The sequence below is a fragment of the Kocuria sp. CPCC 205235 genome (assembly GCF_040980905.1).
GTDB lineage: Bacteria > Actinomycetota > Actinomycetes > Actinomycetales > Micrococcaceae > Kocuria > Kocuria carniphila.
In genome coordinates, this window is sequence record NZ_JAVKPR010000020.1 from 1 (window position 1) to 12,742 (window position 12,742).

General features: G+C 63.6%; 15 protein-coding genes and 3 tRNA genes. 12 read left to right on the plus strand and 6 right to left on the minus strand.

What is annotated here, in order from left to right; genetic code table 11:
• Positions 1-129 precede the first annotated feature (129 nt).
• Complete coding sequence (locus RF638_RS12465) at positions 130-621, minus strand: YajQ family cyclic di-GMP-binding protein (protein WP_095796527.1); 492 nt, start codon at positions 619-621, stop codon at positions 130-132.
• Positions 622-829: 208 nt separating this feature from the next.
• Here RF638_RS12465 and RF638_RS12470 point away from each other — a divergent pair, with 208 nt between their 5' ends.
• Together RF638_RS12470 and RF638_RS12475 are read left to right on the plus strand one after the other, a co-directional pair.
• Positions 830-1,150 (plus strand): hypothetical protein, encoded by a 321-nt coding sequence (locus RF638_RS12470; RefSeq protein WP_143469923.1) that lies wholly within the window; start codon positions 830-832, stop codon positions 1,148-1,150.
• A gap of 96 nt (positions 1,151-1,246) precedes the next feature.
• Positions 1,247-1,328, plus strand: a tRNA-Tyr gene (locus tag RF638_RS12475).
• 53 nt (positions 1,329-1,381) lie between these two features.
• Here RF638_RS12475 and RF638_RS12480 read toward each other — a convergent pair.
• The gene (locus tag RF638_RS12480) at positions 1,382-1,768 is read right to left on the minus strand and encodes a VOC family protein (RefSeq protein ID WP_095796529.1); all 387 of its coding nucleotides are present in this window, start codon (positions 1,766-1,768) and stop codon (positions 1,382-1,384) included.
• Positions 1,769-1,821: 53 nt separating this feature from the next.
• On the opposite strand from RF638_RS12480, the gene RF638_RS12485 reads away from it, so the two are divergent.
• A complete protein-coding gene (locus tag RF638_RS12485; protein WP_368842150.1) occupies positions 1,822-2,598 on the plus strand; it encodes a TetR/AcrR family transcriptional regulator in 777 nt (258 codons plus the stop codon).
• Here RF638_RS12485 and RF638_RS12490 read toward each other — a convergent pair.
• Positions 2,595-3,074, minus strand: a complete 480-nt coding sequence (locus RF638_RS12490; protein ID WP_368630339.1) for a hypothetical protein — start codon at positions 3,072-3,074, stop codon at positions 2,595-2,597. The genes RF638_RS12485 and RF638_RS12490 overlap by 4 nt on opposite strands.
• Positions 2,986-3,438: an LLM class flavin-dependent oxidoreductase gene (locus RF638_RS12495; RefSeq protein ID WP_129701833.1), complete on the minus strand. Its 453-nt coding sequence runs from the start codon at positions 3,436-3,438 to the stop codon at positions 2,986-2,988. Before RF638_RS12495 ends, RF638_RS12490 begins: the two co-directional genes overlap by 89 nt.
• Before the next feature lie 150 nt (positions 3,439-3,588).
• Here RF638_RS12495 and trxA point away from each other — a divergent pair, with 150 nt between their 5' ends.
• On the plus strand, positions 3,589-3,969 hold the full coding sequence (gene trxA, locus RF638_RS12500; protein ID WP_095796532.1) for a thioredoxin: 381 nt from the start codon (positions 3,589-3,591) through the stop codon (positions 3,967-3,969).
• Positions 3,970-4,097: 128 nt separating this feature from the next.
• On the opposite strand, the gene RF638_RS12505 is transcribed toward trxA, so the two are convergent.
• Both RF638_RS12505 and RF638_RS12510 read right to left on the minus strand, forming a co-directional pair.
• Positions 4,098-4,811 carry a VIT family protein gene (locus tag RF638_RS12505; RefSeq protein ID WP_095796533.1) on the minus strand — a complete coding sequence of 238 codons (714 nt, stop codon included), beginning with the start codon at positions 4,809-4,811 and terminating at the stop codon, positions 4,098-4,100.
• A gap of 92 nt (positions 4,812-4,903) precedes the next feature.
• On the minus strand, positions 4,904-5,914 hold the full coding sequence (locus tag RF638_RS12510) for a DNA-3-methyladenine glycosylase (RefSeq protein ID WP_368842151.1): 1,011 nt from the start codon (positions 5,912-5,914) through the stop codon (positions 4,904-4,906).
• A 158-nt stretch (positions 5,915-6,072) separates the two neighbouring features.
• Between RF638_RS12510 and RF638_RS12515 the strand changes: the two genes are divergently transcribed.
• From RF638_RS12515 to RF638_RS12550, 8 genes are all read left to right on the plus strand, one after another.
• Positions 6,073-7,671 (plus strand): DUF2079 domain-containing protein, encoded by a 1,599-nt coding sequence (locus RF638_RS12515; RefSeq protein ID WP_368842153.1) that lies wholly within the window; start codon positions 6,073-6,075, stop codon positions 7,669-7,671.
• A gap of 156 nt (positions 7,672-7,827) precedes the next feature.
• Complete coding sequence (locus tag RF638_RS12520) at positions 7,828-9,834, plus strand: DEAD/DEAH box helicase (protein ID WP_095796534.1); 2,007 nt, start codon at positions 7,828-7,830, stop codon at positions 9,832-9,834.
• 116 nt (positions 9,835-9,950) lie between these two features.
• Positions 9,951-10,022: transfer RNA gene (locus RF638_RS12525), tRNA-Thr, on the plus strand.
• A gap of 55 nt (positions 10,023-10,077) precedes the next feature.
• Positions 10,078-10,151, plus strand: a tRNA-Met gene (locus RF638_RS12530).
• A 100-nt stretch (positions 10,152-10,251) separates the two neighbouring features.
• Positions 10,252-10,701: a MaoC family dehydratase N-terminal domain-containing protein gene (locus RF638_RS12535; protein ID WP_095796535.1), complete on the plus strand. Its 450-nt coding sequence runs from the start codon at positions 10,252-10,254 to the stop codon at positions 10,699-10,701.
• Entirely contained in the window at positions 10,701-11,177 is a 477-nt protein-coding gene (locus tag RF638_RS12540) for a MaoC family dehydratase (RefSeq protein WP_368842154.1), read from the plus strand. Before RF638_RS12535 ends, RF638_RS12540 begins: the two co-directional genes overlap by 1 nt.
• A gap of 17 nt (positions 11,178-11,194) precedes the next feature.
• Positions 11,195-12,313, plus strand: coding sequence for a UDP-N-acetylmuramate dehydrogenase (locus tag RF638_RS12545; RefSeq protein WP_368842155.1), 1,119 nt, complete (start codon positions 11,195-11,197; stop codon positions 12,311-12,313).
• A 14-nt stretch (positions 12,314-12,327) separates the two neighbouring features.
• Positions 12,328-12,738, plus strand: coding sequence for a PGPGW domain-containing protein (locus tag RF638_RS12550; RefSeq protein WP_368842156.1), 411 nt, complete (start codon positions 12,328-12,330; stop codon positions 12,736-12,738).
• Positions 12,739-12,742: the final 4 nt, after the last annotated feature.

The following is a 12,742-nucleotide window of genomic DNA, read 5'->3' on the forward strand; positions in this document are numbered from 1 at the left end:
CCTCGGAAGACCTCGACCCCTACCCGGTGAGCGACGCGCTGACAGATCTACACCCTCGATTGTGAAGAGCCTGTAAACCGGAATTACCACTGATACGCGAGTCATTCTCCCTCCCCTGAATGGACCGAGTCAGCGGTAGTTGACGAACTGAAGATCAACTTCCAGCTCTGAGCCCTTGAGCAGGGCAATGACATCTTGCAGGTCATCACGGGACTTTGAAGAAACGCGCAGCTCATCGCCCTGGATGGTGGCCTTCACGCCCTTGGGGCCTTCATCACGGATGAGCTTGGTGATCTTTTTCGCCTGGTCCTGGGCGATGCCCTCCTTGATGGTGGACTCGATGCGGTACTCCTTGCCGGAGGCGTAGGGCTCTCCGTCGTCCAGGGACTTCAGGGAGATGCCGCGCTTGACCAGCTTGGACTGAAACACGTCGAGAACTGCTTGAGCGCGTTCTTCTGAGTTGGCCTTGATCAAGATCTTTTCGCCGGAGAAGTCGATCTCGGCACCCACCCCGCGGAAATCGTAGCGCTGGGACACCTCCTTCTGGGCCTGGTTGAGCGCGTTGGAGACTTCCTGCTTGTCTACCTTGCTGACCACGTCGAACGAAGATTCTGAAGCCACGATGTTCCTTTCATTGGGAGTTTCAGGGATGTCGTTAACTCTTACGGACAAGCCTAGTGCTCGTTCCGGTGCCGGAGTTGTTATCAACTTGTCATCGGGAGCACAGGCGGATCTCAGGACGGCAGGTGAGGATAAGTGCATGACTCAGATCGACAGCAGCCGTTCTGCTTCTTCCCATCATTCTTCCTTGTCAGGACACGTTCTCCCTATGAAAAAACAACCGCGCATCCGTGTGCCCGGGGTCAAGGCCTCCAGGTCCGCGCTCCGCCGGGGCAGTGGCGCCCTGGCAGGAACGGCCCTTGCCGCAGGCCTGATCGTCGGTGGCTCGGGAGCCGCTCAGGCTCAGCCTCCCCGTGCGCTCATGACGCCTCCAGTGGTTCAACCTGGGGCCATAACCGGTCAGGGCGTGGCGGTTCAGCGGAGATTGGACGGCATCCGGCAAGACCTGGATCGTGCCGTCGCCGTGGGTGACGTGACGCGCGAACAGGCCGACGCGTTCGTCACCAAGCTCGTTCGACACATGGACTGACAGCTCCGATTTTGGAGTCGGGCTCATCCCTGTGTAATGTTGAGGTGCTCCCGCTCGCGGGGGCACCTTATTGCTCATTGACGTGAGTGATGCCGCGGCAGATTACCCGAGCGGCCAAAGGGGGCTGACTGTAAATCAGCTGGCTATGCCTACGGGGGTTCGAATCCCTCATCTGCCACCGAGAAAAACCCGGACCGTGAGGTCCGGGTTTTTTCGTTGTAGAACTCAGGGTCAGGGTGCATCCACCCACTGAACAAGCTGGACGATGATCCCATTCGGATCCAGAACTTGGAAGTACCGTTCGCCCCAGGGCTCGGTCTCGATGGCGGTGGGGATCACCAGGTCGCGGGAGCCTAATCGGTGCCATTCGGCGTCGATGTCGTCGACCTCGAAGACTATGAGCAGGCCGGTTCCGGCTGTCCCCGCGTGACTGGCTGGTTTGAAGGTATCGAGACCTGCTCGGAGGAGAACCACGTTGAACCCGGCATCCTCGCGGCTCAATGAGGCGAATCCATCCTGGGCCATGACCTCCTGGAAATCGAAGTGATCTTTGAAGAACGCGGCTGAAGCTTGAACGTCGTCCACATTGAGGGAGATGGCAGAAGCGGTGATGTTCATGGGGCTCCTTAGATTAATACCGTACATCGTACGGTATTAGGTAGAATGCAGTTATGCCGCAGAAAATTCCCAAGACCCCGGAGGATAACGACCTTGAGGTCGTGAAGAAGCATCTTCGGCTGCTGTGGGCTGGTCATGACGAGAAGCCGGTTCGTCCCGGGCCGCGTCCGCGCATCACCGTGGATGACGTGGTTGGCACCGCTATTGAACGAGCTGGATCGGCTGGCTTGAGCGGACTGACTATGCGGGACTTGGCTGCTGACCTCGGCGTGAAAACTATGACTTTGTATGCCCATGTGCCAGACAAAAAGAGCCTCTTAGCGCTTATGTCGGATCATGTTTTCGACAGCTCGGCCAGGTCATTGCCCCATTCAGGGGCGTGGCGCGATCGGGTCAGGGCGGTCATCGACGATACGTTCCAGATGTACTTGTCACATGACTGGATTTCGTCCATTCATACTGAGCAACCAGTCTTGGGCCCAGGTTTCCTGGGGCGATATGAACGACAGCTCGAGTGTCTTCAAGGGCTGGGTCTCAGCGATATCACTCTGGATGCGACCCTGACTTTCCTCAACAACTTTGCTCGTACGGCAGCACTGGACGTTGCCGACCGAGAAACCCTGAACAACTCCGGACCGGATTGGTGGCAAGCTGCCGGACCTGTCCTCGAGGAACTGGTATCCCCGAATGACTACCCCCTGGCCACCTGTGTGGGGACCTCCGCCGGTCAGGCGCAGGGTGGGGCGTACAACGCCCGGAGCAACTATGCCTTCGGTGTTGACCGAGTGCTCGACGGCCTGGCTGTTCTCGTGGACAGGCCGGTGCCCTAGCGCTCCTCCAGTTGATCGGGGTTGCATCGCAACCGCGGCAATACCTGGTTGCCGAGTAGGCGGAGCGTTCGCAGAGCCCTCTCGTGCGGCAGCCCGTTGATATCCACACGCAGCAGGATTCGTTCCACCCCCAGTTCCCGGCGCAGGGTCGTGAGTTTGTCGACGACGTCGCTCACCCCACCCACCACGAGCGAACCTTCCGGTCCACACTGAGCCGCGAATTCGTCGAGGGTCCAAGGTAAAACCTCGGGCGAGGCTGCGCCGAACGCGCGTGTGCCCGCCGCGAAGTAGGGGTGCGCCTGCTGGACGGCCGCCTCCCAGGGGGTGGGGGCGGCGTCGTCGGGAATGACGAACGCCGGAACCGCGAGACCCACGCGCGCGGAGGCTTCATCCCCGAACCCGTGCAACGCCTCGCGATACGCCTTCACATAGGGGACCAGATGGCGCCACTCGCCCTCCATGACGTTCAGCATCACACCGAGCCCGTGTCCCGCCGCGCAAAACCGACCTGGGTGAGCCCGACGACGCCGCCCACACCAGATCTCGCGGGTCCCGTCCGGTGGCGGGCAGCTCCACGTTCGTAGCCCGCTCGCGGAAGGTCCCGAGCAGGTCTGAGGGGCCGGGGCGAAGCAGGCCGAGGAGCTGGTCGAGACGTTCTTCGAAGATTTCTTCCCGAAGGTGCGGGTCAACCCCGAAGAGTTCCAGGTCGCGGGGGAGCCCGCCCTGTCCGGCGACGAGCTCGGTGCGACCCCGGGAGAGTAAGGACAACGTGGTGCGTTGTTCTGCGAGACGTACCGGATCTGCGGTGGTGAGGTTGCTAGCCGTGGCGGACAGTCGGATTCGGTGGTCGGGTCAGCGGCGGTCTCGCCCCAGGACAAGATTCCAAGCTGCGTGTTCACACGGCTTCTTCCGCGAAGTTCGCCCCGGCGGGGTCTTGTGCCCGCAGTGAACGCTCTGGGGTTGAAACTCCCGGCGTTTTAGGCTGGTTCCATGGCTACTGTAGACATCACCCAAGACACTCTGGGCCAGACCATCTCCGACAACGATATTGTCCTGTTGGACTGGTGGGCAGACTGGTGCGGCCCTTGCAAGCAGTTCGCTCCAACCTACGAGGCCGCATCTGAGCAGCACTCCGACATCGTGTTCGGCAAGGTGGACACCGAGGACCAGCAGGGACTGGCTGCCGCAGCGCAGATTTCCTCGATCCCCACTCTCATGGCTTTCCGGGAGGGCATTCTGGTGTTCTCCCAGCCCGGTGCCATGCCGGCCAACGCTCTGGACCAGGTCATTGACGCGGTCAAGGGCTTGGACATGGAAGAGGTTCGCGCCGAGGTCGAGAAGCAGGCCGCCGAGGGCGAGCAGGCCAACTGACCCAGCTCAAGACTTAATCGCCCAGGGGTGCTCTCCGGTCGGAGAGCGCCCCTGGGTCTTTTTCTGTTCGAGATGGACCGGCGCGGTATTCCTTCCGCGCGGCCAGATCTCGCTCTCGAGACGGCCGGCTAAGCCGCAGTCACGCCCAGCAAAGATCCAATCAGGAATGTGGCGCCGAGTGCGAGGGCGCCACCGATCACCACGCGAGCAGCGGCACGTCCCACGTGCGGGGTACCACCCAGCCGTGCGCCCAGGCTGCCGGTGATGGCCAGGGCCACGAGCACGGCAACGAACGTCACGGGAATCCGCCATTCCGACGGGGGTAGCAGGATGGCGAGCATCGGGAGCAGCGAACCGAGCAGGAAAGCGACCGCGGAGGCCCATGCTGCGGCCCACGGACTCGGAATGTCTCCCGGATCGATGCCCAGCTCCGCATCCAGGTGCGCCAGCAGGGCGTTGCGTTCGGTCAGTTCCACCGCAACTTTCCGAGCTGTGTCATGAGACAGCCCGCGGGACCGGTAAATACCGATCAGTTCTTCCAGTTCGGCCTCCGGCATTTCCCGGAGCTCGAGTTCTTCCTTGGCGATCAGGGCTTCCTGCGAGTCTTTCTGGCTGGAGACCGATACGTATTCCCCCAGCGCCATGGACAGGGCACCGCCGATGACGGCTGCCGAACCGGCCACCAGGATCGGCCATGAATTGGCTGTCGCACTGGCAACACCGACCACCGTTGCAGCGACGGACACGATGCCGTCGTTCGCGCCCAGGACTCCGGCGCGAAGTTTGTTGAGTTTCTCGCCGTACTTGTCATTGTGGGGTTCGGTGATGACGTGCTCGCTCATGTCTTCAGTGTGCTCCGGCACCCAAAATTTAGCTAGCTAGGTTAACCAACCCTCACTTGGCCATTCATTGATTCGGAACTCGACCCCCAGGATCAGTGCCGGCGATGGTCTGCGGGAGTCAGCCGTGGCCCGAACGCCGGCTTTCGATGACCGCTGGCCTTGATGAGCCGCACCACGCGTTGACGGTTCCCCCGCCACGGTTCCAACAATTCCTCCATGTGCTCGTCCGAGCCCGGTGCGCCGTCGAAGAACCAGCACACGTAATCGGCCAGGTGGTAATCGCGCACGCTGATCCCGTCAGGGTCCGCGTGCGTACACTGGGTAATTTCCGCGGCGGTCCACACACCGATCCCGTTGAGAGTCTGCAATTTGGCACGCACCACGACGGGGTCCTCGAGCAGCCCGAGGCGTTCCAACGCCGATGCGCGCTGAACTACTCGCATGACGGTCGCGGACCGGTGCGGATCCACGCCGGCACGGTGCCACTGCCAGGACGGGATCTTGCGCCACTGCTCCGCCGTGGGGGGCGCGTACATTCCGACGGGGGCGGGGCCGGGCGCAGGTTCACCCGCCAGTCGGACCAGGTAGCGATAGGCACGAATGGCCTCGATGGCCGTGACACGTTGCTCAATGATGGCGATGACGGCCCGGTCAATCACCGCGCCGGTGGCCGGCAACCGCAGTCCGGGGTGCCGACGGCGCGCCAGTGTCAATCGTTCCGGGAGTAGGCCGTAGGCGGGGGAGGACTCGAAATCAGTCCAGTCATCCGCGGCACCACACCACCGTGGAGCCTGTGAAATCCATGCGGCCGCTCCCGGGCCCCATGCATCAACCACGATGTCCCGTTCCAGCGCGGTCGTGTCCGTGCCACCGGATCCGCGGGTGAATCGTGCGGAGACGGCCGAGCCCAGATACCTGGTGGTGATCCACACGCACTCGGGGGAAAGTACCCTCACCGTGGGATCGTTCGTGCCGCGGCCAAGCACCGACAAGGTCTGCCCCAGATGCACCGATCCGCGCGGTGACCAGCGGAGCCGCACGGGCTCGGACCCGAGTTGCTGCGCGGTGCTGGCGACCATTTCCAGGGACATGCTCGTCATCATTCCACGGGCCTACGACACGCATAAACGACTCGCTCGTACGGGGGCCGCAGCAATCGGCACGCCGACCTTTGCCGAATTTTATGTCGTTTACATGTTCATCTGCAGGTGAGAGGGCTGGGATATCCTGCCCACGACTACCACCCACGTGAGGAAATACCGTGTCCACCTCGTTCGCGCGTTCCAAGCCTTCAAGGGGCGGCTTGGTGGTGCGCGGGGTCAAGGCTCCCAGCGTCGGGCCCTGGTTGCCATGTGCGATCGCAGTGGCGTGCACGACCCTGTACGTGCTCTTCTCACTGTCCCAGTGGTACCGCTGGGACGTGCCGTCGTGGGATAACGCGATCTTCACCCAGTTGCTGCAGTCTTACGCCTCCGGTCAGCCACCCGTGGTCAACATCAAAGGCCACGACTTCAATTTGCTCGGCGATCATTTTCATCCGTTGCTAGTGGTGCTCGCGCCGGTCTACGGCTTGTTCCCCTCCGCACTGACCTTGATGATCACCCAGGACGTCCTGTTGGGCATTTCGGTGGGGGTGGTCACAGGGTGCGCCGTCCGCTCCCTCCGGCCGGCACCCGCCGCCGCGATCGGAGTGGCCTACGGGTTGAGCTTCGGTCTACAGGGTGCCGTATCGGTGCAGTTCCACGAGATCTCCCTCGCCGTGCCGCTCCTGGCTCTCGCAGTGGCAGCACTGAGGGAACGGCGGTGGGTCACAGCAACCCTGTGGAGCGCGCCGGTGGCCCTGGTCAAGGAAGATCTGGGTATGACGGTCGCAATGTTGGGCGCGGTCATGTTTGGTCACGCGTTCCGGCCCGCGGCGCGGGTGTCGGGGATGCTCTTGAACCGCGTGTACGAACCGGCGACCGAGCGCGGACCGGGCGCGCGAGCGGCGTCGTCGTCGTCGTCGGCGGCAACGGTGAGAGAATTCGGCGCGGCTTTGAGCCGCACCGCGCAACGGCCGGCCCTGCTGGGTGCCCTGCTGATGCTGTGGGGGGTGGGGCTGAGCCTGCTGGCGATCTGGGTGGTGCTTCCCGGTCTGAACCCCAATGATTCCTTTGCCTACGCGGACAAACTGGACATCGCCGGAATCCTGCGTGATCCGGCCGGAGCGGTGATCTCCTTGTTCGTTCCGGAACAGAAACTGGGCACGTGGCTGCTGACCCTTGCGGCCGGCGCGGTGATTGCGGTGCGCTCGCCGCTGGCGCTGATTGCGCTCCCCACCCTGGCCTGGAGAATGCTGTCGCCCAATCACGGTTATTGGGGAACGGGCTGGCACTACAACGCGGTGATCATGCCCATCGTGTTCATCGCCCTCGTCGACGCCGTGGTGAGACTTCGCGCATCCGGCGCCGGGACTCGTGCGCCCCGGACACTTGCAAAGATGGCCCCGTGGCTGGCTCTGGGCGTGGCGCTGGTGGTGGCATCCCAGCAGCCGCTGTCTCAGTTGGTCACGGGGGAGGCGTGGCGCGGTGACCCGCGGGCGGGCGTCAAGCACGCCACGGTCCAGGCTGTACCGGAAGGCGCATCCGTGGCAACGGACTTGACGCTGATCAACGGGCTGGTGTCCCGCGCGGACGTGCACTGGATCGGCAATCCCGGTGATCCCGCCCCCGAATTCGTGGTGATCGACCGCGAAGGTGGCACGTGGGGAGAGGACCCTCCGCAAGACGCCTCGGAGTACGCGGAGGAGCTCTATGGGGAGACGTATGTCACCGTACGTGATGAGGCCAACATCATCTTGTTGAAACGGGAGTCTCCGTAACGCGACGATGTGCGCTAGAGTAGGGCGTTATCATTCCGGTTTTTATGTCCTCATTAAATCGTTTCGCCGTAGCAGGCATGTCGATCAGAGGCACACGCGGTAGGACCGCACGCGCCGGTGTCAATCATTTCCACCCCACCGAAGCGAGGTTCACCCATGCCTACTGAATTCACCCCTGAAACTGCTGCAGAGCTTGAGACGCCCACCACTACCGAGGCTCCCCAGGACGCTGAAAACGTTCCTGAGCCCGCCGATTCCAAGCCCGACACCCCTACCTTCGCCGACCTCGGCGTGGACGGCCGCATCCTGGCCGCTCTCGACGATGTCGGGTACGAGTACCCCTCGCCCATCCAGGCAGCCACCATTCCCGCTCTGCTGAGCGGCCGCGACGTGGTGGGCCTGGCCCAGACCGGTACCGGTAAGACCGCGGCCTTCGCGGTTCCGGCACTGTCCAAGCTGGCTGAGCTGTCCGACCTGCACGGCCCGCAGCGTTCCACCCGCGTTCTGGTGCTGGCCCCCACCCGTGAGCTCGCGCTCCAGGTGGCCGAGGCCTTCGGTTCCTACGCAACCCACCTCGACGAGTTCACTGTGCTGCCCGTGTACGGCGGTTCCTCCTACGGTCCGCAGCTGGCCGGCTTGCGCCGCGGTGCTCAGGTCGTCGTGGGTACCCCCGGCCGTGTGATCGATCACCTGAGCAAGGGTTCGCTCAAGCTCGACGACATCGCGTACGTGGTGTTGGACGAAGCCGACGAGATGCTCCGCATGGGCTTCTCGGAGGACGTTGAGAAGATTCTGAGCCAGACCCCGGAGGAGAAGCAGGTCGCGCTGTTCTCCGCCACTATGCCCAAGGCTATCCGCCGCATCGCGCAGCAGTACTTGCGCGATCCCAAGGAGATCACGGTCAAGGCCAAGACCACCACGGGCACCAACACGCGTCAGCGCTTCATGCAGGTCATGGGCCCGCACAAGCTGGACGCCATGACCCGCGTGCTCGAGGTCGAGGACTACGACGGCGTGATCGTCTTTGTCCGCACCAAGGCCGCGACCGAGGAAATCGCCGACAAGCTCAAGGCCCGGGGATACACCGCAGCAGCGATCAACGGTGACATTCCGCAGAACCTGCGTGAGCGCACCGTGGACTCATTGCGTGACGGCAAGGTCGACATCCTGGTCGCCACCGACGTCGCCGCTCGTGGCCTGGACGTCGAACGCATATCCCTGGTCGTCAATTACGACATCCCTCACGACACCGAGTCCTACGTGCACCGCATCGGCCGTACCGGCCGCGCGGGCCGCAAGGGTGAGGCCATCCTCTTCATGACTCCGCGCGAGAAGTACCTGCTGCGCGCCATCGAGAAGGCCACGCGTCAGCCGGTCGAGCAGATGCGCATGCCGTCCGTGGAGGACGTCAACCGCACCCGTAAGGAGAACTTCGCGAACCAGATCGCGGAGACCATCGAGTCCGAAGATCTCTCCTTCTTCCGCGAGCTCGTGGAGCAGTACGAGAACGAGCACGACGTGGATGCCGCTGAAATTGCTGCGGCCCTCGCTGTGATCGCTCAGGACGGCCGCCCCTTCCTGGCTGAAGAGCTGCCCGAGGTCCCCCAGCGCAAGCGTGACCGTGAGCGCCGTGAGGGCTCCGACGGACCTCGTGGCGGCGGTGGCCGCCGCAGTGGACCCGAGGCCGGAATGCGAACCTACAAGCTGGCCGTGGGCCATCGCGACCGCGTGGCACCGGGTGCCATCGTGGGCGCGTTGACCCACGAAGGCGGCCTGAACGGGTCGCAGATCGGTGCGATCGACATCCACCCCAACTTCACATTGGTGGGCCTGTCCGAGAACCTGCCCGCAGGCACCATGGACAAGCTCTCCAATACCCGCATCAACGGCTCCCCGATCCGGATCCAGGAGGATCGTGGACCCGGTGGCGGTGGTGGCGGATCTCGCGGAGGCTCCCGTGAGGGTGGCCGGTTCCGTGACCGTGACGGTGACCGCGGTGGTCGTTTCGACCGCGGCGGCCGCTCGGACCGCGGTGGCGACCGTGGCGGTGACCGCGGAGGCTTCCGCGGCGGTGACCGCCCCCGCAGCGGTGGCTCCTCGTACCAGGATCGCCCCCGCAAGAAGGGCTTCCCCAAGGGCAATGGTGGCTTCCGCGACCGCTGATAGACCCCGCTGACCGCCCGATTCAGGGTGGTCGGCACCCCGCGGATACTCTGCGGATTCGGCGAGTTCACCTCGTTTTTGCAACTCGCCGAAATGCTGTTAGAGTTTTCCGCGTTGCCCCGATAGCTCAGTGGTAGAGCGCCATCTTGGTAAGATGGAGGTCCCGGGATCGATTCCCGGTCGGGGCTCTCATGATGAGGGCCTGCGGCTTGTGTGAACGAGCCGCAGGTTCGTTCATGAAATGGCGGTGTAGCTCAGCTGGTTAGAGCGCACGACTCATAATCGTGAGGTCGACGGATCGAGCCCGTCCACCGCTACTTTCAAGGCGTCGTTCCACACGGAACGGCGTCTTTTTCTATGCCGTGCCGGTCGGCCCAGTAGGCTGAGGGAAAATCTTCCGTCCGACCGAGGAGAGCCATGGCCATTTCAGAAGAGGTGGTGGGGCGCACGTACCCCGCCGCCCCCGCTTATCAGGTGTCCCGAGAGAAGATCCGCGAGTTCGCCTCGGCGGTCAAGGCCACGGACGGCGTCCACTTCGACGTCGAGGCCGCCCAGGCCGCCGGTTACGACGATCTCGTGGCTCCGCCCACCTTTGCGATCATCGTGTCCCAGCGCGCCGACGCCGCTCTGATCCAGGACCCGAGCGCGGGCATCGACTTCTCGCGCGTGGTCCACACCGAGCAGCGCTTCACGCACCACCGTCCCATCGTGGCCGGTGACGAGCTGCTCGCCGCGGTCACGGTGGACCAGGTGCGTCCGCTGGGTTCCGGGGCCATGATCACGTCCCGGGTGGAAATCACCACGCTCGGGGGAGACCAGGTGGCCACCACCACGTCGTCGCTGTTGGTACGCGGGGAGGATCAGTAATGAACATCGCATTCGATCAGCTCGAAAAGGGCCAGTCCATCGGTGAGCGCACCGTGCCGGTGTCCCGTGCCGACCTCGTGAAGTACGCCGGTGCCTCCGGTGACTTCAACCCGATCCACTGGAATCAGGACTTCGCCCAGAACGTGGGTCTTCCCAACGTGATTGCCCACGGAATGTTCACCATGGGAGCCGCGGTGGGTCTGGTGACGGAGTGGGCTGGTGACGCGGGCGCCGTCGTCGACTATCAGACGCGTTTCACCAAGCCCGTGGTCGTGCCCAACCGTTTCGACGGTGAGGTCGAACCGAGCACGGCGTTGTCGGTGCGCGGCGCGATCGGCCTGGTGGATCCGGACGCTCGCACCGTGCGTGTGGACCTGACCGTGACCGCCCCGGATCTGGCCCAGGAAGATGCGGATCCGGCTGAGGCCAAGGCGCTCAAGGTCTTGGTCAAGGCTCAGGTTGTTGTGAAGTTCTAGCACTAGAGTTGTCCATCATGAACGCACCCCGACTGGCCGATCTGACCACCACTGCGGTGGGAGGCCCCGCGACCCGTTACCTCAAGGCGGAGACCGAACAGCAACTGGTCCAGGCGGTGGCACAGGCCGATGAAGTTGGGGAGCCGGTCCTGATCGTGGGTGGCGGATCCAACATTTTGGCCTCGGACCACGGCTTCGAGGGAACGGTGGTGCACGTGGCCACTCAGGGTATCGACGTGCTCGACACGGATCCGGCCATGGGCACCCTCGTGACGGTCCAGGCCGGTCATTCGTGGGATCAAGCGGTGCTGTGGAGCGTGGAGCAGCGCTTGGCGGGCCTGGAGACGCTCTCGGGCATTCCCGGCACCACGGGTGCAACCCCCGTGCAGAACGTGGGCGCGTACGGCACCGAGGTCTCACAAGCCATTGAAAATGTCCACACGTGGGACCGTCAGGCTGGGGAACCCCGAACCTTCAGCGCGGACGAGCTGGAATTCTCCTATCGTGATTCCGTGCTCAAGCGGAGCATGGAACACGGATCACCGCGCTATGTAGTGCTCTCCGTGGCCTTCCGCTTGCTCCCGCAGGAGGTGGGTCTCCCTGTGCGCTATGGGCAGCTAGCAGGAGCGCTGGGCGTCGAGATCGGCGAGTGCGCACCCTTGGACACCGTGCGCGAGACCGTGCTGCGATTGCGCGCCTCCAAGGGCATGGTGCTCAACCCTGAGGATCGGGACACTTACAGCACCGGGTCGTTTTTCACGAACCCGATCGTGGACGATCCCGCCCGGCTGGCAAGCATCCCGGACGACGCCCCACGCTATCCGGTGCTCGACGCCGCCGGTCACGAGATCCCCGGTTCCACCAAGCTCTCCGCAGCCTGGCTGATCGATCATTCCGGATTTGCCAAGGGGTTTGGCCTTCCAGGGTCCCGCAATCAGCAGCTGGACCTTGACGGGGAGACCGTGGCCAACGGCCGCGCAGCCCTCTCGACAAAGCACACCCTGGCCATGACTAACCGCGGTGGGGCGTCTTCGGATGATTTAGCGGCGCTGGCGCGCACTGTGCGCGACGGTGTGGAGCACGTGTTCGGCGTGCGCCTGGTTCCCGAGCCTGTCCTGCTGGGGATGAGCCTCTAGGTGCTCGCTTCAGTATGAGTTCCGAATTACAGGAAGAAATCCGGCGAGGCGAGGAAGGCGGCCGGATCCACAGGACCGTGCTGCGGATCAAGGCCTTCTCGCACAAGCACCCCGCTCTGCGCGCGATTCACCTGACATTGGTGACCGTGATGGGCGCGGTCTTCGTGGTGCTGGGGATCATCATGCTGGTCACCCCCGGCCCGGGATGGCTGTTCATCTTTCTGGGCATCGGACTATGGAGCACCGAATTCGCGTGGGCGCACCGGCTCAACCAACGAGTCAAGCGGCTGGCGATCACGGCGTGGCGCTGGTGGTCCAACATCGTGGCCGAGTGGCGCTTCCGCCGAGCCCGTGACAAGCCCCATCACCTAGTTCAGGGGCCGCGACACATGCGTGTCACGGCCCCTGAAACGAACGAGAAGTAACTAC